At 34.7% G+C, this 22,927-nt stretch carries 25 protein-coding genes; 11 read left to right on the plus strand and 14 right to left on the minus strand.

What is annotated here, in order from left to right; genetic code table 11:
* Window positions 1-12: 12 nt before the first annotated feature.
* The 5 genes from moaE to Q4503_RS04185 all read left to right on the plus strand — a co-directional run bounded on the left by moaE (window position 13) and on the right by Q4503_RS04185 (window position 3,968).
* Window positions 13-477, plus strand: coding sequence for a molybdopterin synthase catalytic subunit MoaE (moaE, locus tag Q4503_RS04165; protein ID WP_215972259.1), 465 nt, complete (start codon window positions 13-15; stop codon window positions 475-477).
* 14 nt (window positions 478-491) lie between these two features.
* Complete coding sequence (gene modA / locus Q4503_RS04170) at window positions 492-1,304, plus strand: molybdate ABC transporter substrate-binding protein (RefSeq protein ID WP_303601460.1); 813 nt, start codon at window positions 492-494, stop codon at window positions 1,302-1,304.
* 1 nt (window position 1,305) lies between these two features.
* Entirely contained in the window at window positions 1,306-1,995 is a 690-nt protein-coding gene (gene modB / locus Q4503_RS04175; protein ID WP_303601461.1) for a molybdate ABC transporter permease subunit, read from the plus strand.
* On the plus strand, window positions 1,992-3,140 hold the full coding sequence (gene modC / locus Q4503_RS04180) for a molybdenum ABC transporter ATP-binding protein (protein ID WP_303601462.1): 1,149 nt from the start codon (window positions 1,992-1,994) through the stop codon (window positions 3,138-3,140). Before modB ends, modC begins: the two co-directional genes overlap by 4 nt.
* 66 nt (window positions 3,141-3,206) lie before the next feature.
* A complete protein-coding gene (locus Q4503_RS04185) occupies window positions 3,207-3,968 on the plus strand; it encodes a HesA/MoeB/ThiF family protein (protein WP_215972263.1) in 762 nt (253 codons plus the stop codon).
* Window positions 3,969-4,133: 165 nt separating this feature from the next.
* Here Q4503_RS04185 and rmf read toward each other — a convergent pair whose 3' ends face one another.
* The 3 genes from rmf to Q4503_RS04200 form a co-directional block, all read right to left on the minus strand.
* Window positions 4,134-4,307 carry a ribosome modulation factor gene (gene rmf, locus Q4503_RS04190; RefSeq protein WP_215972264.1) on the minus strand — a complete coding sequence of 58 codons (174 nt, stop codon included), beginning with the start codon at window positions 4,305-4,307 and terminating at the stop codon, window positions 4,134-4,136.
* Between the two features lie 501 nt (window positions 4,308-4,808).
* On the minus strand, window positions 4,809-6,326 hold the full coding sequence (locus Q4503_RS04195) for a S10 family peptidase (RefSeq protein ID WP_215972265.1): 1,518 nt from the start codon (window positions 6,324-6,326) through the stop codon (window positions 4,809-4,811).
* Between the two features lie 144 nt (window positions 6,327-6,470).
* Window positions 6,471-8,510 carry a methyl-accepting chemotaxis protein gene (locus tag Q4503_RS04200; RefSeq protein ID WP_303601463.1) on the minus strand — a complete coding sequence of 680 codons (2,040 nt, stop codon included), beginning with the start codon at window positions 8,508-8,510 and terminating at the stop codon, window positions 6,471-6,473.
* Between the two features lie 489 nt (window positions 8,511-8,999).
* On the opposite strand from Q4503_RS04200, the gene Q4503_RS04205 reads away from it, so the two are divergent.
* Window positions 9,000-9,788, plus strand: a complete 789-nt coding sequence (locus tag Q4503_RS04205; protein ID WP_303601464.1) for a hypothetical protein — start codon at window positions 9,000-9,002, stop codon at window positions 9,786-9,788.
* A gap of 18 nt (window positions 9,789-9,806) precedes the next feature.
* On the opposite strand, the gene Q4503_RS04210 is transcribed toward Q4503_RS04205, so the two are convergent.
* Entirely contained in the window at window positions 9,807-10,427 is a 621-nt protein-coding gene (locus Q4503_RS04210) for an alpha-ketoglutarate-dependent dioxygenase AlkB (protein WP_303601465.1), read from the minus strand.
* A gap of 322 nt (window positions 10,428-10,749) precedes the next feature.
* Between Q4503_RS04210 and Q4503_RS04215 the strand changes: the two genes are divergently transcribed.
* The gene (locus Q4503_RS04215; RefSeq protein WP_215972269.1) at window positions 10,750-11,418 is read left to right on the plus strand and encodes a GntR family transcriptional regulator; all 669 of its coding nucleotides are present in this window, start codon (window positions 10,750-10,752) and stop codon (window positions 11,416-11,418) included.
* Window positions 11,419-11,523: 105 nt separating this feature from the next.
* Here the strand turns inward: Q4503_RS04215 and Q4503_RS04220 are convergent, their stop codons facing one another.
* The 4 genes from Q4503_RS04220 to Q4503_RS04235 form a co-directional block, all read right to left on the minus strand.
* Window positions 11,524-11,742, minus strand: a complete 219-nt coding sequence (locus tag Q4503_RS04220; protein WP_215972302.1) for a DUF6500 family protein — start codon at window positions 11,740-11,742, stop codon at window positions 11,524-11,526.
* Window positions 11,742-12,419 (minus strand): YoaK family protein, encoded by a 678-nt coding sequence (locus tag Q4503_RS04225; RefSeq protein WP_215972270.1) that lies wholly within the window; start codon window positions 12,417-12,419, stop codon window positions 11,742-11,744. The genes Q4503_RS04220 and Q4503_RS04225 overlap by 1 nt, the downstream gene beginning before the upstream one ends.
* 106 nt (window positions 12,420-12,525) lie before the next feature.
* Complete coding sequence (locus Q4503_RS04230) at window positions 12,526-12,720, minus strand: DUF1289 domain-containing protein (RefSeq protein ID WP_354668412.1); 195 nt, start codon at window positions 12,718-12,720, stop codon at window positions 12,526-12,528.
* 143 nt (window positions 12,721-12,863) lie between these two features.
* Window positions 12,864-13,253, minus strand: a complete 390-nt coding sequence (locus tag Q4503_RS04235; RefSeq protein WP_215972271.1) for a hypothetical protein — start codon at window positions 13,251-13,253, stop codon at window positions 12,864-12,866.
* A gap of 332 nt (window positions 13,254-13,585) precedes the next feature.
* Here Q4503_RS04235 and Q4503_RS04240 point away from each other — a divergent pair, with 332 nt between their 5' ends.
* Window positions 13,586-13,777: a helix-turn-helix domain-containing protein gene (locus Q4503_RS04240; protein ID WP_303601492.1), complete on the plus strand. Its 192-nt coding sequence runs from the start codon at window positions 13,586-13,588 to the stop codon at window positions 13,775-13,777.
* Window positions 13,778-14,103: 326 nt separating this feature from the next.
* Complete coding sequence (locus tag Q4503_RS04245; RefSeq protein WP_303601466.1) at window positions 14,104-14,949, plus strand: hypothetical protein; 846 nt, start codon at window positions 14,104-14,106, stop codon at window positions 14,947-14,949.
* 30 nt (window positions 14,950-14,979) lie between these two features.
* Here the strand turns inward: Q4503_RS04245 and Q4503_RS04250 are convergent, their stop codons facing one another.
* Together Q4503_RS04250 and Q4503_RS04255 are read right to left on the minus strand one after the other, a co-directional pair.
* Window positions 14,980-15,900, minus strand: a complete 921-nt coding sequence (locus tag Q4503_RS04250) for a DMT family transporter (RefSeq protein WP_303601467.1) — start codon at window positions 15,898-15,900, stop codon at window positions 14,980-14,982.
* Window positions 15,901-15,969: 69 nt separating this feature from the next.
* Complete coding sequence (locus tag Q4503_RS04255; RefSeq protein WP_303601468.1) at window positions 15,970-17,949, minus strand: ATP-dependent DNA helicase RecQ; 1,980 nt, start codon at window positions 17,947-17,949, stop codon at window positions 15,970-15,972.
* Window positions 17,950-18,263: 314 nt separating this feature from the next.
* Here Q4503_RS04255 and Q4503_RS04260 point away from each other — a divergent pair, with 314 nt between their 5' ends.
* Entirely contained in the window at window positions 18,264-20,105 is a 1,842-nt protein-coding gene (locus tag Q4503_RS04260) for a DUF885 family protein (RefSeq protein ID WP_303601469.1), read from the plus strand.
* Between the two features lie 113 nt (window positions 20,106-20,218).
* Here Q4503_RS04260 and Q4503_RS04265 read toward each other — a convergent pair whose 3' ends face one another.
* Window positions 20,219-20,569, minus strand: coding sequence for a RidA family protein (locus tag Q4503_RS04265; protein WP_303601470.1), 351 nt, complete (start codon window positions 20,567-20,569; stop codon window positions 20,219-20,221).
* Between the two features lie 2 nt (window positions 20,570-20,571).
* Window positions 20,572-21,219: a DUF2959 domain-containing protein gene (locus Q4503_RS04270; RefSeq protein ID WP_215972276.1), complete on the minus strand. Its 648-nt coding sequence runs from the start codon at window positions 21,217-21,219 to the stop codon at window positions 20,572-20,574.
* 347 nt (window positions 21,220-21,566) lie between these two features.
* Here Q4503_RS04270 and Q4503_RS04275 point away from each other — a divergent pair, with 347 nt between their 5' ends.
* Entirely contained in the window at window positions 21,567-21,704 is a 138-nt protein-coding gene (locus tag Q4503_RS04275; protein WP_215972277.1) for a hypothetical protein, read from the plus strand.
* Window positions 21,705-21,971: 267 nt separating this feature from the next.
* Here Q4503_RS04275 and Q4503_RS04280 read toward each other — a convergent pair whose 3' ends face one another.
* Window positions 21,972-22,502 carry a serine hydrolase gene (locus Q4503_RS04280; RefSeq protein WP_303601493.1) on the minus strand — a complete coding sequence of 177 codons (531 nt, stop codon included), beginning with the start codon at window positions 22,500-22,502 and terminating at the stop codon, window positions 21,972-21,974.
* A gap of 106 nt (window positions 22,503-22,608) precedes the next feature.
* Window positions 22,609-22,788, minus strand: a complete 180-nt coding sequence (locus Q4503_RS04285) for a hypothetical protein (RefSeq protein ID WP_303601471.1) — start codon at window positions 22,786-22,788, stop codon at window positions 22,609-22,611.
* Window positions 22,789-22,927 lie beyond the last annotated feature (139 nt).

A 22,927-nucleotide genomic window follows, 5' to 3' on the forward strand; every position in this document is an offset into this window, starting at 1 on the left:
GCAAGTTATAAGATGACAGCAACTAATTACTCCGAAATATCAATACAAACCGAAGATTTTAGCCTAGCAGATGAAGTTGCCTTACTTGAAAAAAATAATGCGACTGATGGCGCTGTGGTGACTTTTACTGGTCGTGTCCGTAATCAAAACGAAGGTAAAAGTGTTACTAGTTTAACCCTAGAGCATTATCCAGTGATGACTGAAAAATCATTATTAGCCATTATTCATCAAGCAAAAGAGCGCTGGGACATTGGACGTGTAAAAGTAATTCATCGTATTGGAGAGCTATTTATTGGTGAGCAAATTGTGTTTGTTGGAGTAACTAGCCAACATCGCAAAGATGCATTCGCTGCCAATGAATTTATTATGGATTACTTAAAAGTACAGGCACCTTTTTGGAAAAAAGAAGCTAATAAAGATGGTGTTAAGTGGTTAGACGCTAAATCAAGTGATCAAAGTAAAGCAGCCGTTTGGTAAAGGATAACTAATCAATGAAACTGTATTCATTTACTCAATCGCTTACTAATAAAATAGTCCTAGTTATACTCAGCATTAGCATCATCCTGAGTAACCAAGCCCTGAGTGCGAATAAAGCAGAGCAAACCAATACTAATAATCATCCGCTCCGCATTGCCGTTGCTTCCAACTTTACTACCCCATTAAAAGAACTTTTAATAGATTTTCATCAACAAACCGGTATCAAGACTCAAATTATTAGTGGTGCAACTGGTGCTATGTTTATACAAATTCAGCATGGTGCGCCTTTTGATATTTTTCTCGCTGCTGATAGCATTAGACCAGCAAAACTTGAACAGCAAAATTTGATCATTGCAAAGAGCCGAAAAACATATGCATTAGGTCAATTAGCGCTATTCTCAATGAATTCAACAGCAAGTTTAGAATATTTGCAGTATTTATCTCAAAAAGAAAACCAACGCTTTGCTATTGCAAACCCAGATACCGCTCCTTATGGCAAAGCTGCTAAAGAGACTTTAGCGCACTTAGGGCTATGGCAACCATACCAAAACAAGCTTGTTGTTGGCATCAATATCAACCAAACTTTTGCACAGATTCGTACACAAGCAGTAAGCAACGGTTTAATAGCCAATAGCCAACTGGTATTAAATAACTTAGCTGGCGCTGTTATCCCTTCAGATTATCATCAGCCAATAGAGCAGCAACTTGTCATCCTAAAAAACAGTAAAAATGTCGATAACGCAAAAAAATTAAGTGAATACCTACTGTCACCCAGTGTGCAAAAAAAGATTGTTAATTTTGGCTATGCGGCGATAGAGCAACCGTAGCATGATAAATTCTGATGTACTGGCCTTATTAACCACGTTGAAAATGGCGGCCTTAACAACCTTAATTTTACTAATTCTTGGTACCCCTCTAGCCTGGTATTTAGCTAAAATGCGCAGTCGTTTTAAAGTTATTCTTGAAGCAATTGTCGCCTTACCTTTAGTGTTACCGCCAACGGTGCTCGGCTTTTATTTACTTATTGCATTTTCACCACAACATTTACCTGGGCAGCTTTGGCAACAAGCAACAGGACAACAACTCGCCTTTAGTTTTTCAGCTATTGTTATTGGCTCTGTGCTCTACTCTATGCCTTTTGTAGTGCAGCCCCTACAAAAAGCGTTTGAGCAACTAGGCGACCCTTTGCTAGAAGCTGGAGCAATGCTAGGCGCTGGCCCTATGGATAGATTTTTTAATATTGTGTTACCTATAACCAAGGCAAGTTTTATTACTGCTGCCAGTTTAGGCTTTGCTCATACCGTAGGTGAGTTTGGTGTAATACTCATGATTGGTGGTAACATTCCTGGTGAAACCAGAGTATTGTCTATTGCCCTTTTTGATCATGTTGAAGCCTTTGATTATGCTAGAGCTCATGTGCTAGCAATTAGTTTATTAATTTGCTCTATGGTGTTGTTAGCCTCAATTTATCTATTGAATAACCCAAGAAAAAAAACAATGAATAAGGCGAAGAGATGACCGATGCTTTATTAAAAACGACATACCCTTTATTTCTCGATATTCAACTTGGCTTTGAACAACATGGTTTTGAACCATTCCAACTAACGGTTCAGCAGGGACTATCACTGGAAGGTATTACCGGTGTTTTTGGCCATTCTGGCTCAGGAAAATCAACTCTTTTGCGTGCTATTGCTGGTTTAGAAAAAAAAATTACCGGTTCAATTACTTTGAATAATATCGACTTAATTAATAGTGACAGCAACATATTCATCAAAGCAGAACAACGAAATATTGGCTTAGTCTTTCAGGACTCACGTTTGTTTCCACATTTAAATGTGGTCGATAATTTAAAGTTTGCAACTAAGCGTTGTAAGAATAATCGATTGAACTTTGATGAAATCATTAAGTTAACAGCGTTAGATAACCTTCGCCATAAATCTATTCATGAACTTTCTGGTGGGCAAAAACAACGAGTAGCACTTGCTCGTGCTATTCTAGCTGAACCAATATTATTATTACTTGATGAGCCACTTAGCGCTCTTGATAGAAAAGCAAAAGCGAGTTTATTAAGCTTAATGCTTAAAGTTCAAGATGAGCTTCAGTTACCCATGTTTTATGTCAGTCACTCACTTGATGAACTTCAACAAGTGTGTGATAAATTACTGGTGTTATCGCAAGGAAAGGTAATTGGTTATGATGCGATTCATACCATGATCCATCAATTAAACTATTCAGATGTAACCAGCGATGCCGATGACATTATTCATCAACAAACCAGTTTATCTTTACCAATAACAACCTTGGACAATGGTCAAGGTCTCGCAATATTAGCATTAAATGATGTTGAAAATATCTATTTACCTGCACTTGATGAGAGCTTTACCAAAGAAACACTGCGTTGCTTTATTTTAGCCAGCGATATTAGTATTTCATTAACCGAGCCCATTAATTCATCCATCGTGAACCACCTTTTTGTCAAAATATCCTCAATTGATATCATGAAAAACAAAGTGTTAATTACTGCAATATCAGTAAAAGGTAAAATAGAACAAGAGTTCTTTATTAATATCAGTACTTTTTCACAACAAAGGCTGGCACTTAATATTAATCAACAAGTATATTTACAATTTAAAGCCAGTGCTGTGCGCACTTACCTTTATTGACGTTACAATATCAAAACATAAACAAATAAATTATTCGCTTTCACTTAAAAATTTAAAGGTAACACAGTGTTAACAAGGCAAGAGCAACTTAAGTATTCACGACAAATAATGATGGATAAAATTGGTGAGCAAGGGCAAGTAGCACTGCGAAATGCCAAAGTACTCATTGTTGGTGTAGGCGGATTAGGTAATCCTGTTAGCCTCTATTTAGCTGCTGCTGGTGTTGGCACCTTATATCTTGCTGATGGTGATAATATAGAGCTGAGCAACTTACCACGCCAAATACAGTTCGACGAACAAGATATTAATCAAAACAAAGCAGATGTTGCCGCAGAGAAACTTAGTACACAATTTCCGGATAGTAATATTGAAGCCATTGACGAAATGTTAGACCAAGAATTGTGCGATTATTATGTTCCACAAGTCGATTTAGTTTTAGATTGCTCGGATAACATTCAAACACGTTATTTAATTAATCAAGCTTGTGTCACACATACTGTGCCTTTAGTAATAGGTGCCGCAACAGGGTTTGACGGTCAACAACTACTTGTTGACCCTCGAAATAAAGACAGCGCTTGCTATCATTGCTTATTTCCAGCATCAATAAAAGCACCAACGAATAATTGCCAAACACTTGGTATATTAGGCCCAGTACTTGCCATTATTGGTGGTATGCAAGCCTTACAAGCAATAAAGATATTAACAGCTGACGGCAATGAAAATAACACTCAAATTAATCAGTTAAACTTATATGATGGTTTAACAAATCAGTGGCAACAATTTAATATGAAAAAACAACAAAGCTGCAATGTGTGTGGAAATAGGTAGGTATTAAGCTATAGGTAGTATCAATATACATGTTGATGTAAATATTGACGTTAATGATTGATATCAACACGTGATGATATCAATCATTGTACAAAGTATATTCAGCATCTTAAGCATAATTAAGGCTGTTTACCTAGACTTAAGTAGAGCTATTGGCGTCAACTATCATCTGAATAAGCCCATATTTCTATCGGTTACTGCTTCACGCCATCCTCCTAGCCACTCAGATTTAGCATCAATACATTGATAAGGGCAATGCTCCTTTGACTTACCACTTAAACCAGCTTGGTAACCATTTGAATGCGCTCTTCCTAACCGATCTCTTTTCTGTCTTTTCATTATTTAACACCTCGTAAAAAGTATCTTTTAAATTGTCACTGAAAAAGCAGTGATGACAAGTCGAGTTTACTACTCATTGTTACTATCTATCATAAACAAGGTTTCATCTATCATGATATTCATCAATAATGCTTAGTTAGCTCATTAATAAAAACCTTATTTAAAGTGCTCGATAAATAACCAATCGACAATCAATTTAAAAGGATTTTTAGAGTGCTTGCAAGTATGAAAAACATAAAAAATGTAAATAGAAATGACATAAAAGATCATGAAAATAAATAATCTTTCAATCACGTTATTTCTATCAACTAAAACAATTCTTTAGCGCATTAGTCTACTTTTTACATAGAAGCAGGTGATATAAGAATAAACTGTTTATATGAATTTAGTTTAAAAAAAAGGGGCAATAATGCCCCTAAAATAATGCCTAACTTTTTTGGATTAGTTAACTAACTTCAGTTCAAATGCCTGAGTTAACATCAACTAACAACCAACATGATATTAATACTTCGCAGCTTCACCTTCTGCTGGTAATGTTTGCTGAATAAATTGACGAACATCTTGGTTTGATTGCTTTAGATCTTCATGACGAAGGTACATCATGTGACCACTTCTATAACCTTTAAACGATAAACGATCACGCATTTGTCCGCTAGGATCTAATTGCCACATAGTATACTTTGCATCGAAGTAATTAGTTGCGCCATCAAAGTAACCTGATTGAATCATCACATTTAAATACGGGTTTTGTGCCATGGCTAAACGTAAATTTTCACCCGTATTGTTATTACTACGATCCCATGGATGTACATTACCAAACATATTATATTTAACATCTGTTTTGTAATTTAGCTCTTCACGTAAATAATAATTAATCGCTGGCGTAAAGCTATGCAACCACGATGTTAACTCTGCGTTATAATCTGGACGAGAGCCGGCAACTTTTTTATCAATTCCTAAATAACGTGAATCTAAACGACCAATCGTTTGCTTTCTATCGCGCAATAACTCTTTCCAAAAAAAGTTATTATTTACATCTAAATTATTTGCTATTATCGCATCAACAGACAAACCTGAGTACATAGACACCCATTTTGCGATCTTGCGTTTTTCATCACTTGAAATAAAACCACCCTTTGCTAACGCTGGCATATATTCATTTATCGTAAATTGCTCTACTTCAGGTAATAATTCATCTAAGTCTTTGGCTTGATATTGTGCTGGTAAAGCATTGTGATACCAAGCTGCAGCTGCAAAATAAGGTAAACGATTAGCTGATTTCACCGGGCCTTCACGTTTAATACCAATATCTGTTGGTGAGACTAAAATAACACCATTCACATACATCCATTGCTGTTGTTGAAGTGCTAAAGCCAAACCAGAAACTCTCGTCGTACCATAGCTTTCGCCAATTAAATATTTTGGAGAACGCCAGCGATTATTACGAGTAACAAAAGTATTAACCCACTCAGCTAAATATTTAACATCAGCATTAACGCCAAAAAACATGGCTTTTTGTTCTTCTTTACTCGGCATTTTACCGTCTTTATCAGGTAGAACTCTTGAATAACCAGTATTCACTGGGTTGACAAAAACAATATCAGCTACATCTAAAATAGAATAAGGATTAGTTTTAACGCCATAAGGTTGCAGTGGGTAACCTTCATCATCGACATTCAGTACTTTGGGACCAGTATAAGCAACATGCATCCACACGGAAGCTGAACCTGGGCCACCATTAAATGAGATTAATAACGGACGTTTGCTATTATTTTTAATATCGGTGCGTTGATAGTAAGTATAAAAAAGGCTTGCAGTAGGATTACCCTCTTCATCCCATACTGGTTGAGTACCAGTAGTTGCACTATATTTGATTTTTTGACCATTTATCTTAGTGCTATGTTGCGTTATTTGGTGTTCATCAATAACTAGCTTTCGGTCGTTATTTGCAAAAGTTGTTGGTGAAAGTGATACACCAACTAAGAAAACGATAGAAGTAAGTGTTGTGAATAATTTCATTTCATATCTCAGTAATAAATTTGTTAATAAACTACCATAAAGCTCATTACCTATCAGTTAATTAAGTTAAACCTACACAATAATGAGATTAAATTCTTAATATTAAACAATAAGATTGATACCAACAATTAATATTAAAAGCAATTATGACATTTTAAACGTATCGATAGAACTTTCTAATTTTTCAGCTAATTCAGCAACTTGGTTACCATAAGTTAAGGTTGACATTGACTTATCACTACTTTGTCGGCTTAAGCCCAACACTTCTTGAATACTATGGCTTATGTTATTACTTAACGCATTTTGTTGAGTCGCTGATTGGGAAATATCCCTACTCATTTCATGTATGTTCTTTATTGCCTCGGTAATTAATAACAATGTTTGTAATAGCTCATTAGTATAACTTTGACAGTTATTCGCCTCATCTTTGCCTTGGCTAATGTCTGATGCTGCTTTTTCAGTTTGATGTTGTAAGGATTCAATCATACTTTGAATTTCTGTAGCTGATGCTTGAGTTCTACTTGCAAGTAAGCGCACTTCGTCGGCAACAACGGCAAAACCTCGACCTGCGTTTCCTGCTCTAGCCGCTTCAATAGCAGCATTTAATGCTAATAAGTTTGTTTGATCAGAAATGCTATGAATAGTATCTAAAATACTACTAATATTAGCGGACTCTTGTTGTAAGACCGACATAACATCAGTAGTGCGATCCAACATAAGTGCTAAATTTTGCATTCGTTCATTGGTTGTCTTTGCGGTTTTCTCTAACGCATTACTCTGTTGCAATGCATTGGTCATATCTTCTTCTGCATTATTTGCTTTTGATAAGATGTGATCTGCACTTTGCCCTAACTCAGATGTTTGTACTGCGACCTGCTCTATCGTTTGCTTTTGAATGGCTAAAGAGTCTGTTACTTCCTCTATGCGTTGGTTCGATTGTTCTGCCGCATCATTTAATACATGAGTATTTTCGGAAATATTACCAATGAGTTTGCGCAAATCGGCAACGACAATATTCACATTTTTAGACAGTTCACCAAATTCATCATCAGAAGCAACGGTTAATTCTCTAGATAAGTCTCCTTTAGCAATTTGAGACAACACGATATTGATTTTCTTTAACGGTGAAATCATCGATCTAATAGTTGTCACAGCAACAACAATACCTGCAATAAATAACACCACAAAAATGGTGATAGTTTCTAGGTTGCCTTGATCAACATTATCCACAATCCCCATTTGTAACTGTGTTAAGTTTTTATCTACAGTTTGTAAGAATATATCTATCGCATTAATAGAATTATTAATATGTAATTCTGAATTATTAAAAGCATGATTTAACGCATTTTTTTCTTGCAGTTGTATTCTTTTTAACTCAAATAGATTGTCTTTACCTTTAAGCATTTTTTTAGATTTTTCAAACTCGTCAATAAAGGTTTCAATAACACCATTGGTATTATATGTTTTACCTAAGTCTATTAAGAATTTGGAATATTGTTCAATATTACTTATCGCAAAATCAATTGCCTCTTGAGACTCCTCAACTTCTTCGAGCGTATTAATTGCTAAAATAGTTTTAGTTGCATCGGTTAGGTTAAAAACAAAGCCCTCAACCTGGCTGGCTGAGCCAGAAATTCTATCGATTTTTTCTTGGTTATCAGGGTCATCTAAGTAAGTTAAATCGCCCAATACAGCGCCAGCTTCATAAAGAACATCATCAAGTTTTTTTTGCTGCTCAATAAAGTACTCCGTTTGCTGTATAACAGATAATTTATGGGTAAACATTGCAGAAACAGCATTAGAGTACTGCTCATAAGCGCTATTAAAGCGATCTAATCGATCGATATTAGGAAACATATAAAGCATTTCTTCAATTGCTTTTTTCTGCTCAATAAGCAAAAGCCCCTGTTCTGCAAATGCTTTTTTTAATTGCTCTATTTTATTAATAGTCGTTAAGGTTGGAATAAAAGAGGACGATTTTGCTTGCTTTAATAACTGCTTTTGTACTGTATTAGCAGACTTCTGTATAGGTAAAGCAAAGTCATCTACCTTGGCTGATGCTTGTTTAATATCACTTAAAATACCAATAGAACTAATACTAGAAAAAAACAATAACAATAGTATTACAACAAAACCAATAACAACTTTATGGGCGATTTTTAAACTGTTCAATTTAAAATACATACTTATTAACTCCATTATAAGTCATAAAAGAAACATCCGACCAGTTACTATACGCGTAAATATTGTACTATTAAATAAAATATAGTGAAAATAAACACAATAAATAATTTCAGCCATCACTCAACGTAAAATATAATAAAAAATAGCTAACTAAAGCTTCATTCGTCATTAATACATAAGTATAGACAAAGCTTTGTTAAAACATAAAACCGGATAAATGGACGAGTATTTATCCTAGCGACAACACATATTTGATAAAACGATTAAAAGACTAACGACTGAATAGATCTTAACGATTAAACGTATTTGCCATAATAGAGCTATACTTTCTACATGTAGGTAAAAATACGTATATATAGCAGCTAAGTAATACAGTGTTATGAATTTATATTCCCTTGAATTATCGTGAATATAAAGGAGAAAACTATCAAATTAATTAACCCAATAAAGTTATTTACTTTCCTATTATTTTGCTTTCTTCCAAGTGTCGTGGCAGTTGATACTATAAAATTGCTCAAGCCATTATTAGTAGATGATAAAAGATCCAAGCATAAAAACGAGGTGATTATTCGCGCTCTTCAAATAACAGCTGAAGAATTTGGCCCTTTTATATTTGAGCCGATTGAAATGAGTATGACGCCTAAAAGAGCCTTTATATCGCTTAAAAGAAACCAAAATATTAATGCTTATATAGGACCAAGTGGTGAAGCATGGGGTAACGAAGTAATCACGATTAAAATTCCTATTAGGCAAGGCCTACTTAACTACCGATTATTACTCATTCATCAGTCACAGCTTGCTCTTTTTAGCAAAGTTAAGAACCTCGACGACTTAAGTCAACTTAATGCTGGGCTTCAGCACCATTGGGCAACAACAAAGGTATTTGAAAGTCATGGATTAAAAGTAACAACAACACATAATTTTGAAGGTTTATTTCAAATGTTAAAACGCTCTCGATTTGATTATATTCCTAGAGCGATCTACGAAGCTTATGATGAACTTGAAAGCCGCCAGCCCGATTTAAAGAATATTGTTGTAGAGCCAACTCTAGCGCTATACCTCCCAATGGCCACTCATATTTATATATCACCACAAGAGCCTCGTATTGCTCGACGCCTAGAAATAGGATTACGTAAGTTAATAGCTAATGGAGAAATTAAAACAATATTAGATAAATATTACGCCGAAGATATTAGTCGCGCTAATTTGAAAAATCGCAGAATTATTAAAATAAGTAATCCAACCTACCGCGGTAACAATATTGAAAATAATCAATAGCATAGTGTTAGCGTATATTCATTGCTGTATTGTTCTAAAGGTTAAATTAATTCTTGGTTCGTGCACTTTTTTAGTTGGTGGTAACCGGTGTAACCAATGCTTTTGAGTTTCATCTTTCATTACTAATAAACTAGCTGGCTTTAACTGTAATGAGACGACTTCTTTATTATGTTTATGCTTAAAAGAAAACTTCCGTTCGGCACCAAAACTTAACGAAGCAATTGCGCCATTATCTTTAAGATCTTGCTCCCCATCACTATGCCAAGCCATTCCTTCAGCACCGCTATGATATAAATTAACTAAACAAGTATTATAAGTTTCATTTGTTTTTTGCTCGACAACTCCTTTTAGGTAATAAAGGTTATCTGTCCAAGGTAACGAATATTTAGTTGTATTTGAGTAGGTATAACTAAAAGGCTCTTTTTGACCTGAATTACCGTACCAAGCCACTTTTCGCTTAGTTTCGATTAATTTTCCAAGAATAATAGCTTGATCGCAGCGCCAGTCGACTTCACTCAATAAGTGTTCAAAATAAAAGTCAGCCTCTGCTTGCGTCATTATTTCGCCGTAGAAATTAACCACACCATCTTGAGGTAGAATATTGATAGGCTCTGCTAAAAATGATTCAAATAAATTCATAATACCCTGACAATTTAACTGTATAAATATACAGCACCATGATATTTGCGTATCATCAAAATTTTTTATTACTAGCCAATGAAATAAATACAGTAGTAACAAGTTAAATTATCAATCACTAGACTCTGCTAGATATTAATATATAAATTAATGAGGAATCATTTAAATAAAATAATAAGATAACTTCCTTCAATAAACCTTCGTCAAGTTAAAGATTTCTCCATGACTCTTTTTTTCGTTGATAATATCTTTATAATGAATTGGATAAAATAGAATCCCCTTCAAACCTAATAACAATAACAGCAAACAATGGCATAAAATAATGGCAATTGAATACAAAACTCGTACCCAACTCGTTGTAGAAGTTTTACGCGAAAAAATACTTAGTGGGGAAATAATTGCTGGCCAACCACTGCGTCAAGCCGCTTTAGCAGACGAATTAAACGTTAGCCGCATCCCTGTTAGAGAAGCATTATTACAGCTTGAAGCTGAAGGTTTAGTCTCATTTGAGCCTCATAAAGGTGCAAGTGCTACTAGCTTGAACCTTGATCAAGTCGATGAATTATTCGAATTAAGAGCAATGATTGAAGGCGACTTACTTGCTGCCTCTTTAGTGGATATCACGGATGAAGCTTTAATAGAGGCCAATGAGTTATTAATTAAATTGGATAGCGCTTTAGGTAAAGAAAATGCTGCAAATACCTGGAGTGAGTTAAATTCAAGTTTTCATAATTGTTTGTATTCCGGCGCTAAACGACCGCAAACTTCTGATTTAGTTAACATTCTAAATAAAAATGCAGATCGATATATACGCATGCACTTGCTGTGGGCTGGTGGTATATCTAAAGCAGGTCCTGAACACGCTGAATTATTAGCTTTTTGTCAGGCACGCGATATAGACAAGGCTGTCGCAAAATTAAAACAACATATCCTAAGCTCTAGAGATGAAATTAAAGCATTTTTAGTGCAACGAGAGTCTGGAAAGTTTTAGTGAGTTTAATAAAGCAAGTAAGCCTTCGCTAAAGCTGAAGGTTTACTTGTTGAATATTAGTGCTCATTGTTCTTTGCTAAGAAAAGTTATTTAAAATAATAGCAATTAGATATTATTTTCAACCATAGTTTTTATTTTATGCGCCTTCTCAAAGTGATCTAACTGATGTGTTTGAATCCACCAAGTTGCCGCTTCCATTAAAAGTGCTGGATTATCATTTTTATTAGCAAAAAAAGCATAAAATGATAACCCAACATTATCACCTTTACTGGCGATTTTTTTATCGCAAATATCTATTATTTTTTTTCTTAATACTGCTCTCATCATTTATTATTCTTTGTTAGAATGGATTTAGCATTATAAATAGAATAAGACAATGCGAGCAACAAACAAATACTGGCGGGAACAATAAGCGCATAAAAGTGGAAAAAACTAAAAAGATAAGCGCCACAACAGCCACCAACAATAAATCCAAGAATGATTAATAAAAACAATAACCCCTTTCTCTTATCAAAATATTCTCCTCTTAACTTAGAGCCGATCATGATGCCTAAATCGGTAAATATACCAGTAACATGGGTTGTTCTGATCACAGCACCACTATAGGTCGTTGCTAACGCATTCTGTAATCCACAAGCTGCAGAAGCTAAATAGTGACCGAGAGAGTAATTGTCTGATAAAAAATAAATAGAGCTAAACAAAAAAGTAGATTCTAACAGCAGCAAGCCACTGTAATTACGCCCCAACTTTAACGAGCCGCTGCGTATAAAGTATCCGGAAATAACAGAGCCTAAAAGAAAGCTCAGTAATACTAACGCTAAATGGCTAACATCAGCGAAATCTGAATTAATCATGCCAGTACCAAAAAGTGTCGCGGTACCTGACAAATGAGAAACTGATTGGTGCTTAAAGCCTAACAACCCAATTGAGTTAACAAGCCCTGCAACCAGTGCAAGTATAAATGAACCATATTCTACCCAACGAGGTAATTTCGAAATCACGTTAATCCTTTTGGCTGTTAGTCCTGTCAATAAAGTAGTAAGTTACAATGGGAAGGTGGTCTTGCCAGATCATTATCAATAGTAAGAGTTTATACAAATTAGGTTATCAACGATTTTGCAAATTTAGCGCAACATCCTTTTTACACCTATCAACTATTGCTAATTTTTCCTCGTCAGATTTCCTCATCCAATTTGTAATTTCCAACTTGGATCTACAACAACCTATACACATATCATTTTCATCTAAGCCACATTGGCCTACACAAGGGGATATAATATTTGTCTTATTTTCCATAATCATATTGATAATACTTAACGATTAAAAAGCCGCGGATAGTACCAATCTAACTTTCTTAGTCACCATAAGCATTAGACTTTACCATTAAGTGTCAGGCACCTGTATTTATTTGGTGTATGGTAACATTTCGCTTAGTTTATTTTTGGCTAAAATTTTAATACACCAACACTATTTAGCCAATTATATGCTTGTTCCATATTGTCACAAAATTTTGTTTCAACATTAGTTAATACCGTATGGCTCTCTTCCATCAACATTTGTTGAAGAGACATACTACAAATAACCGCTTCATATTTTTGATTATTAATATTTCCCCATTCATTTAATTTATTAATTTCATCCCACATATCTGGCGTAGACAACTCCCATTGGCTTAAGTCAACTAAACACGCCCAAGGTTTGTCTTTTATGCCTTCAACATGTTCTTTGTATTCTCGACAAAGCCTTATCACTGTTTCAACATTCCAAGCATCAAAGCATTTAATAATTAATGTTTGATCAATTACTTCTATTTTAAAAGAACCATGTTCTTGCATTAGTACTCCTTAATACGCATAAGTCCCCATTTAATAAACTACAGATTGAAAAACTAACTACCTGTCAATTTTCTGTATTTGCTTATTTATACTTATCTAAGAACTAAACATTGTTGTGCTGTAATACGATTAACTTCGGAAAATGGATGTTAATAACAATTATGTAAATATTATCAAGTACATAATATTTACATAATTAGAGGTTTTACTCAAACTTGGATTCAAATAATAAGTGCATCACTTGAATAGGCCGAAAAATTGGTCAGCTGAGTATATGCTAATCGCTTTTTCTCCGGCAAGAAATGCACCAATGAAAACATATAAATAAATAACTGACCGATGAAGAACGATGCCAGATTTATGCCTTAAATAAAAGTGTTATAAGTCAAAATCAAATTGCAGCGCTACTCAGTGTTAGTCAATCAACGATTAATAGCGAGCTATCTCGAAATACCGGACTACACGGTCACCATAATAAGAAAACCCTCAAGATAGCGAAATATAATACAATTGATTCATCGTAAAAATCCAAAACACACCCCTCAAGAAGATCACTATATTAAGCAAACCTAAAAGCTAGTGTAACAGCGTAGAATTGATACATCGAAGTACTCAAGATGACACCCCAAGTAATTGAATTTATCAATCTAAAACTCCAGATCAATTAATGACTAAGTACATGGTAGCTATAGCTGCTTAATCGTTATACACTTCGAGATTGAATCTGCCAAACCCAAAAAAATAATCTTTAGTTAACTATTTTTAAACCTTGTTTATAATACTGATGCTAATGAAAAAATCTAAAAATTAGCAACTGAATATATGCAGCAATAACTAAAGGCAATTATTAATGTTATCCACTTTTTTTAAAACAAAACCCGTTATTGATGAAACAAGCAAAGCATGGATTTTTGATACCTTTGCTTGGTGTATTACTGAACTCGATGGTGAGTTTTTTACAAATGACAGTAAATTAGTATTGCCGAACAATACCTTCTATCCCGGTAGTTCAAGCAGCGTAGAAGAAATGGCTAATACAATTTTTTCAAATACGATGAAGTATGCTGGAATGACCGCTTGGCCAATAAAACTGGTGTCTGCTGAGCGCTTTATTCAAAAACCCATGCCACAACTATTATTTGCTTCAAGACTTCGTGGTGAAAACTGTCACATTAGCTGTAAAGTAAGCAGCATAAATGACACAACACCAACTATCGACATTGCTTTTCATGCTAGTCAACTTAATCAACCTCAAGATTTAATTGCTTATTTAGTACAAATACAAGCAAGTATTTTGGTGCATCAACATAATGCTACTCATTATGACGCTAACAACTCAACAAACACCTATGCCCCTGGCGGTAAAGAAGTATTGCCACAAACCATTGACTTAGTGGCTTGTTTTATGGGGTTTGGTGTTATTTTTGCTAATACAGCTTATCAGTTTAAAGGGGGTTGCGGCTCATGTAACAACCGTAACCTAAACCGACAATCAGCACTACCCGAGTTAGAAACCGTTTACGCATTAGCGCTATTTTGTGTAATAAAGGGCATTGAAGTTAAGCAGGTAAAAAAAGAACTAAAATCTCACCTATATAAACATTTTCGACAAGCTCACAAAGAAATATCACTGTATTTACAACAAACAGATAATGCTGAACATAAGCAGCTACTGCTAGCCCACGATAAAAAATAAATACGTATTAATGAAAGTTTTTACTACTCATTATCGTTTCCACAATACGTTGATTAATGCTCCTACCATGATTAATCCCCCACCAACAATGGTGGTCGTCATAGGTATTTCACTAAAGTACGCCCAACCTATAAATACTGAAAACAGTACTTGTACGTAAGAATAAGCTGTTGCTTTATTAGCATCAGCACAGTGTAATGCTTTTGTTAGTCCTACTTGACCTACTTGTGTGAATATTCCCACTAAAATCAATAATATTGTTGCTGTTAAGCTAGGTATCACAAAATCACTACCCAGCATAAGCATCGACACAGGAAAAGCGACGAGAGGAAAGTAGAATATGATTACTGAACTATCCTCAGTTACCGTTAATTTCTTAACCAAAATATAAGCAACGGCACTCCCAAAAGCCCCCAAAACACCGGCACTAATGCTTAACCATGAGTATTGTATGCGAGGGTTTAAGAGTAAGTTAGGTTGCGCTAAACTTTCCTGAACTAAACTTTCCTGAGCTAAGTTGGGATAAATGATGATCAACAAACCAAGTAAGCTGATTAAAATACAAGCGACAGTTGAGCGTTGTATCGTTTCTTTTAAAAACCATAACGCCAAAATAGCGGTAAAGACAGGATGTAAGTATTGTAATAACGTTGCTTCGGCTAACGGTAAAGTAGTTACCGCATAATACACAAACATCAAAGCGAAAGTACCAACGGTACCTCGAGCAATTAACAACGGCTTATTATTACCCCACAGCGGAATATTTTTGCGTTTAACATCAACATAGCTAATCACTGCTGAAACAGCTGCCCTTGCAGCGACAATTTCAAAAACAGGAATACCTAAAGTGCTAACCTCTTTGACACAAGCTGCCATTAAGGAAAAACCTAATGCTGATAGCAACATAAACCAAACACTCATTGGCACTGAATTTTTTAGGGTGATAAACATTAATTGTTGTACTCAGGTAAATAAAATAGAAAGATAACCAACTGTTCATTTTTCTAAACAACATATAGCTTAGAAAGCTCCCAATTGTGATAATTTATCTCGTATTGCTTGATAACGTTGTTGCTCACAAGAAGCAAAACCTGATAACTGTCTAACTTTATTACGTCCAAAAATAGGTACACTCATACCGGCAAAAAAGCGACAGTAACTTTCTAACGTTAATGGCACCGTAATTTTGTTTGCTAAATGACTTTTCAATGCCACAGCATCTGCCATTAACACTTCATCACTTGGCCATTGCGCCTGTACTGAATGTTCAAGTTGAGCGACATTTCCTGCACATACGCTGCAATGCCCACAGCTTACGGGTGCTTTTTTATCATCAAAATAACAACTTAAATTATAGCTTAAGCACTTATCAAGTTGAAAAAATCGTACAAGAGCAGCAATACGCTGAATTTCTTTTTGCTCTTTATCGAGAAAATAATTATACAGGTTTGTTGCTAACTTAGGATCATTAAGTTCATGACTATTAACCTTAAAAACCTCTGTCATTCGTGAGGTTTCTAATACAATTAATTGTTGCTCTTGTAAGTACTCTAACGCCGCAACAACACGATTTCGATCAATTGATTGGTCTTGCAATAAGGTATCAAAGTTTAAACTGCCCCACACTTTTTTAAACGCTGTGGCTTTAAATACTGTTGATAAAAAATGACGTCTTTGTTCATTAAAACCCGATAATATCTGCTCTAGGGGCTGTAAAAGCTTAATTTTGAAATCTGCAAAATAGGCATACATAGGCTCAATGACACCAGCAATTTCCAACTGAACCAATAACGTTTTTAACGGTAATTGTTTAATATTACTGGTATTAGACAGTGGTAGTAATTGTAATTCCCACTTACTTTCATATTGGGTACTTTGAGTCTCAACTTTAATATTATCAATAATAGACTCGATACCACCAAGCTCAGGCGTATCACCATAAACAAAATTTTCTACAGTATTTAAACCATCTAAATTTGCCAAAGTCACACAGTGTGACAGCTCACCATCACGCCCTGCTCGACCTATTTCTTGAGAGTAATTCTCAATTGATTTAGGTAAATCGTAATGAAAGACAAAACGAATATCACTTTTATCAATTCCCATACCAAAGGCAATAGTCGCAACAATAACCTGTAGATTTCCCGCCATAAAATCAGCTTGTATTTGGCTACGATTTTCGCTGTCAAACCCCGCATGATAAGCGCAAGCGTTAATACCTGATTGCTGTAAATAAGCCGCAACCTGTTCAGCAGAGTGTTGTAACGTAACGTACACAATACCGCTATTTTGACCACCATTAGAGTATTGTTGTATTTGCTCCACTAAGACTTTATTTTTATTAGCGCTACTAACCGGCAATACCACTAAATTGAGGTTATGACGATAAAAACCAGTTTGTACAATATGATGCTCATTAATGGCAAATTTATCAGCCATATCTAACTTTACTTTTTTTGTCGCTGTTGCGGTTAACAATAATGTTAATGGAATATTCAATTCTTTACGGTAACTAGGTAATTTTAAATAATCTGGTCTAAAGTTATGACCCCACTCTGAAATACAATGCGCTTCATCTACCACTAACATTGAAACCGGTACCGATTGAATAAACTGCCTAAAACGCTCATTCTTAAAACGCTCGACTGACACCATTAATATTTTAATTTCACCATTACGCACCGCAGCCATAACGTCTTGTGTTTGACTACCTTTTAACGTTGAATCAATACTTGCTGCCGTAATACCTTTACTCGCTAAAAAGGCTAACTGGTCTTTCATCAAGGCTAACAATGGCGACACAACAAGCGTTAAATTAGGCAGGTGCAATGCGGTTAATTGATAACACAAACTTTTACCTGAGCCGGTAGGAAATATTGATAACGTTGACTGCCCAGCTAACAATTGTTCAATTGTTTGCTTTTGACCTAAACGAAACTGCTCAAAACCAAATATTGTTTTAAGTGTTTCTAGCGATGAATTTTGATTAATTCCGTTCATGATTAACATTCCAATATAAATAATTTACTAAAAAAATTATAGCCCTATCATTATTTTTAACGTTAAAAACATAAAGCACTAAGTATTTAACCAGTATGACATAAAGCGTACTTTGACTGTATTACTTTAACAAGCGCCTTTACCAACCAGCAGTGCTAAAATAATTGATCTCTCGCCATATTAATTTGATTAAATTTAACAAAACCCCTTACTGTTTAATCGTAAATATAAGCCAATCTATCGATAATTCATTGCATTCATCATTAAAACATAGGCAAACTGATTAAAATAATTTCTAATAAAAGAGCCATCAAATGCTATTAAAAAAATCTTTGCTCGTTATTGCTATATCGAGTGCCTTATTAAGTGCTTGTTCACAACCACTAACAAATAACGCAAGCACTTCAGTTGAACAAAACAGTGCTAATGTAGTCATATCCGAATCAGAAAAAGCCAACCAACTATTTGATAGTATTTTCAAGGCAAGCATTGACCGTAACCCAGTTATGCAGACATATCTTGGTATTAAAAAAGATTACGATAAATGGAATGACCTATCTGAAGAAAACAGCGCAATCGAGTTAGCTTTTGATAAAGCAGACTTAGAAAAAATTAAAACGATTGATACCGATAAATTAGATCCTCAAACGTTGATCAGCTATCGCCTTTACGTTCAGAAATTAGAAAACAGCATCAATGATTACCAATGGCGCTTTCATAATTACCCTGTTAATCAAATGTTTGGCACTCACTCACAAATTCCTGCGTTTTTAATTAACCAACATTCAATTAGTAATGTAAAAGAAGCACAAGATTATATAGCCCGTGTAAAAGGCGCTAAAAAGTTAATAATACAGCTTGTTACCCAACTTAAATTAAGAGAAGACAAAGGAATAATTGCCCCTAAATTTGTTTTTGAACATGTCATTCGTGATGCTAATAATATATTAATAGGTGCACCATTTTCTGACGGTAAAGACAGTACGCTTTTAGCCGATTTCACTAGCAAAATTAACAAACTAGCAATTACTGATGCAGAAAAAAACTCATTATTAACTGACATTAAATCCGCATTGAACAACGAATTAAAATATGGCTATGAACAATTAATTAGTTACTTAACGGAATTAGAAAAGAAAGCCGATGATCGTGACGGTGCTTGGAAGTTTCCAAATGGTGAAGATTTTTATAATAATGCTTTAAAACGCACAACTACTACAGATCTCACTTCTGAAGAAATTCATCAAATAGGGCTAAATGAGGTGGATCGAATCCATAATGAAATGCGTTTGATTATGGAAAAGGTTGGCTTTGAAGGTGATTTGGCCGAATTTTTTGATTTTATGAGAAACAGCAAGCAATTTTATTACGCTGGAGACGAAGCAGGACGTCAGCAATATTTAGATGAGGCAGTTGCTTTAATTGACGATATGAAAGGCCGCCTAGACAGCTTGTTTTTAAGTAAACCTAAAGCGGAATTAAAAGTTAAAGCCGTTGAAGCCTTTAGAGAAAAGTCTGCGGGTAAAGCATTTTATCAACAACCCGCACCTGATGGATCTCGCCCAGGTGTTTATTATGCAAACCTTTACGACATGGAAGCTATGCCAACCTATCAAATGGCGGCTTTAGCGTACCATGAAGGTATTCCTGGACATCATATGCAAATCGCGATCAAACAAGAATTAACTGGCATTCCTATGTTCAGAAAGTTTGGACGCTATACTGCTCATACCGAAGGCTGGGGATTATATTCAGAAATGATCCCTAAAGAAATTGGCTTATACCAAGACCCATACTCTGACTTTGGTCGTTTAGCTATGGAACTATGGCGTGCATGTAGATTAGTGGTTGATACGGGTATTCACACAAAAAAATGGACCAGAGATGAAGGCATTGCATATTATGTAACTAATACGCCTAACGCTAAATCTGACGCAGTTAAAATGGTTGAACGACATGTTGTTATGCCATCCCAAGCAACAGCTTATAAAATTGGTATGTTAAAGATATTAACCTTACGTGAAGGTGCTAAAAAAGCCTTAGGCGACAAATTTGATATAAGAGAATATCACGAGGTAATTTTACGTAATGGGCCAGTACCATTAAACGTACTTACTCAACTCGTTAATGAATATATTGAAGAGAAAAAGGCTTAATCTCGACTGACTTGATAAGTCACTAAACAGAACCATCTAAAACCGCATTTTTAAATGCGGTTTTTTATTGTCTTTTTAGCTATTAAATTTCTACAATATAGAAAGAAAAGTTTTTATATTTCAGCAGCGACCACTGAAATTTCCACCAATAAAGCGTCACGAGCCATTTTAGCCGCAACACATGCACGCGCTGGTGCATAACCTTCTGGAACCCAAGCATCCCAAACAGCATTCATCTCAGCAAAGTAGCTCATATCTTTAACATAAATAGTGGCTGATAAAATGTGCTTTCTATCACTGCCTGCTTGCAACAATAATTCATCAACCTTAGCTAACATGGTTTGCGTTTGTTCAGTAATATTCTTACTGGCATCAGCAGCAACTTGGCCACATAAATAAATCGTACCGTTATGTTTAACAATACGACTCATACGCTGTTTTGTTTCTAACCTTTCAATTGACAAAATTACTCCTCCAACATATCAATAAATTTTTGCGATTGTTCTATCGCAGCATTCATATCTTTAATTAGCACAGCAACATCTTTTTGAATTGACACTATTTCACCTTGTAGTGCACCAACTGCTTTTGCATTTAAATTATGTTTTAAAAATAGGCTATTGTCCTTTAAGGCAGACAAAACTGGTGCCATTTTACTTTCTGCTTTATGCATCGATTTAATCAATGTTTTATAACGTCTTTGTGTATCCTTTAGTTTTGATGCACTTTGTCTTTTAAGGTTAGCACTTGAAATTTCTTCTATTTCATCTTGCCACTCTTCAAATAAGGCTTCAGAAACATCTTCTATTTTAGCAATACGTAAGCTAACAAGATCAGCAGCCTCTTTCGAATCTTCATACTGTTCTTGAATTTCGTTGTATTGCTCTTCAAGATCGCCACCATCAAAATTAATTAGCGCCGTCATTTCAGCCAATGCTGACTTAAACTGTTCTTGTGCTTCTTGTTGTGATTCTTTGGCTTCTCCAACACGATCAACCATGATATCACGCTTGTGAATACCAACTTTTTCCATGGCAGAGTAATAAGCAGTTGAACACGATGCTAATGCCAATACACTAACAATAATGCATAACTTTTGACTAAACTTAATCATAAATTTCCCTAAAGTGATTTTGACCACTTAATCTGAGCGAATATTATGTTAATGGTATATTGATTAGCGTATTCGAGCAAAATAAATATTCAACATTACCTCTAAATTTTTACAAATTATTAACAAAAAACATCTTGCCTTGTCGTCAATCTTAATTGGCTAGCTATCGATAAATAACAAAGAGAGTCATAAATAAAGACGAGCATAACTTAATCCCCTAAACCTCAAAATAAAGTAATAAAACTACAAAATATAATAATACGATCATTTAAATGATGAAAACTTGCATTAAAACACTAAATGACGTAATAATATTACATAACGTTAAATAAAGAGAGATTATGATAATGAAAAATCAAAACACTTTACAAGATACACAATCAGTAGAAGCAACAACTTTTGATTATGATAATAGCGATTTACCTCGTGATTTTGACATAAGAATTGAAGTAGCCGAACAACGTGAAGTTTTAGAAAACCTATAATATTGACGACTTACATTCTAATATTTATGTGAAAATGCCATAAATATTAGAATGGTGTCACTGATATAAAAATAAAGGTGCTGTGTAATATAAGTACCTAATCAAGTATACACTGATATTATAAAATGGCAGTAGGTCATGTTTACTAATACCTTATTGCAGATATAGTTCACAGTAAAAGTCTCTACATAATACGCCTGAAGTAAATCGACTTTGATACACTTATGACTTATGACTTATGACTTATGAACAGCAAGCATAACGAAACTAGTTTTTAAAATAATCCCAAGCTATTTTACTAATATCTGCAATTATTTTTTTATTAACCTCGCTTGTTTCTGTCGAGTTACTGACTAAAATCCCGATATAAAAATGTCGACCATCAGGCAAAAAAACTATGCCAATATCATTATCGGCCCCCGTTAATCCCAATTTATTGCTACCAGAGCTACCGGTTTTATGCGCAACAATCGTACCTTTAGGTAATGAACCTTTAATTTTATCTTTACCGGTAGCTGAGCTTTTCATGGTATCCCATAAGAATTGATGACTGCCTTGAGAAAGTAAATTATCTTTATTCTCATAAAATAACTTTAATAAAGTAATAGCTGCATTAGCCGTTGTCCAATTCTCATACATTCGGTTCCAAACTAATTGCTGTGTTATTTCATCATATTCAATAGCAACATCCATTATGCCTTGCTGATGTATATACGCTTCCACAACCTTCGTACCACCAACCATATTAAATAATATATCGCAGCCTACGTTGTCACTATAAGCGACTGTATATTTAATACTTCAGCTAAGGATAAATTAGTACCATTGGGATATTTTTTACGAATCGGGCTCCATAAATTATTATCTAAATCTTTTTGGCTAATACTTACTCTATCCGATAGGCTTAAGTTTTTTTATCCACTTGATCTAACACTGCTAAAGCAAAGTGATATTTGAAAACACTCTGCATTGGTAGCTTCTTATTACCATTTATTGAAATATATTCACTGCCATCCCCTGCCAAAATCGACACACCAACTGTTGCATTTTTAGCTGCTAGTAATGAATTTATTTGATGTTTCAAAGACTCACTTTGTTTGCTACATGAGTGAAACGAACATAAAAAAACGATAATGAGTAATAGTAGTTTATAATTCATAGGTTATCTTACGTGCTAATATTTATGTTTAAAGAATGCGTGAACAGCTATCGTTATGCAGATA

Source organism: Colwellia sp. 6_MG-2023 (genome assembly GCF_030547765.1).
Taxonomy (GTDB): domain Bacteria; phylum Pseudomonadota; class Gammaproteobacteria; order Enterobacterales; family Alteromonadaceae; genus Colwellia.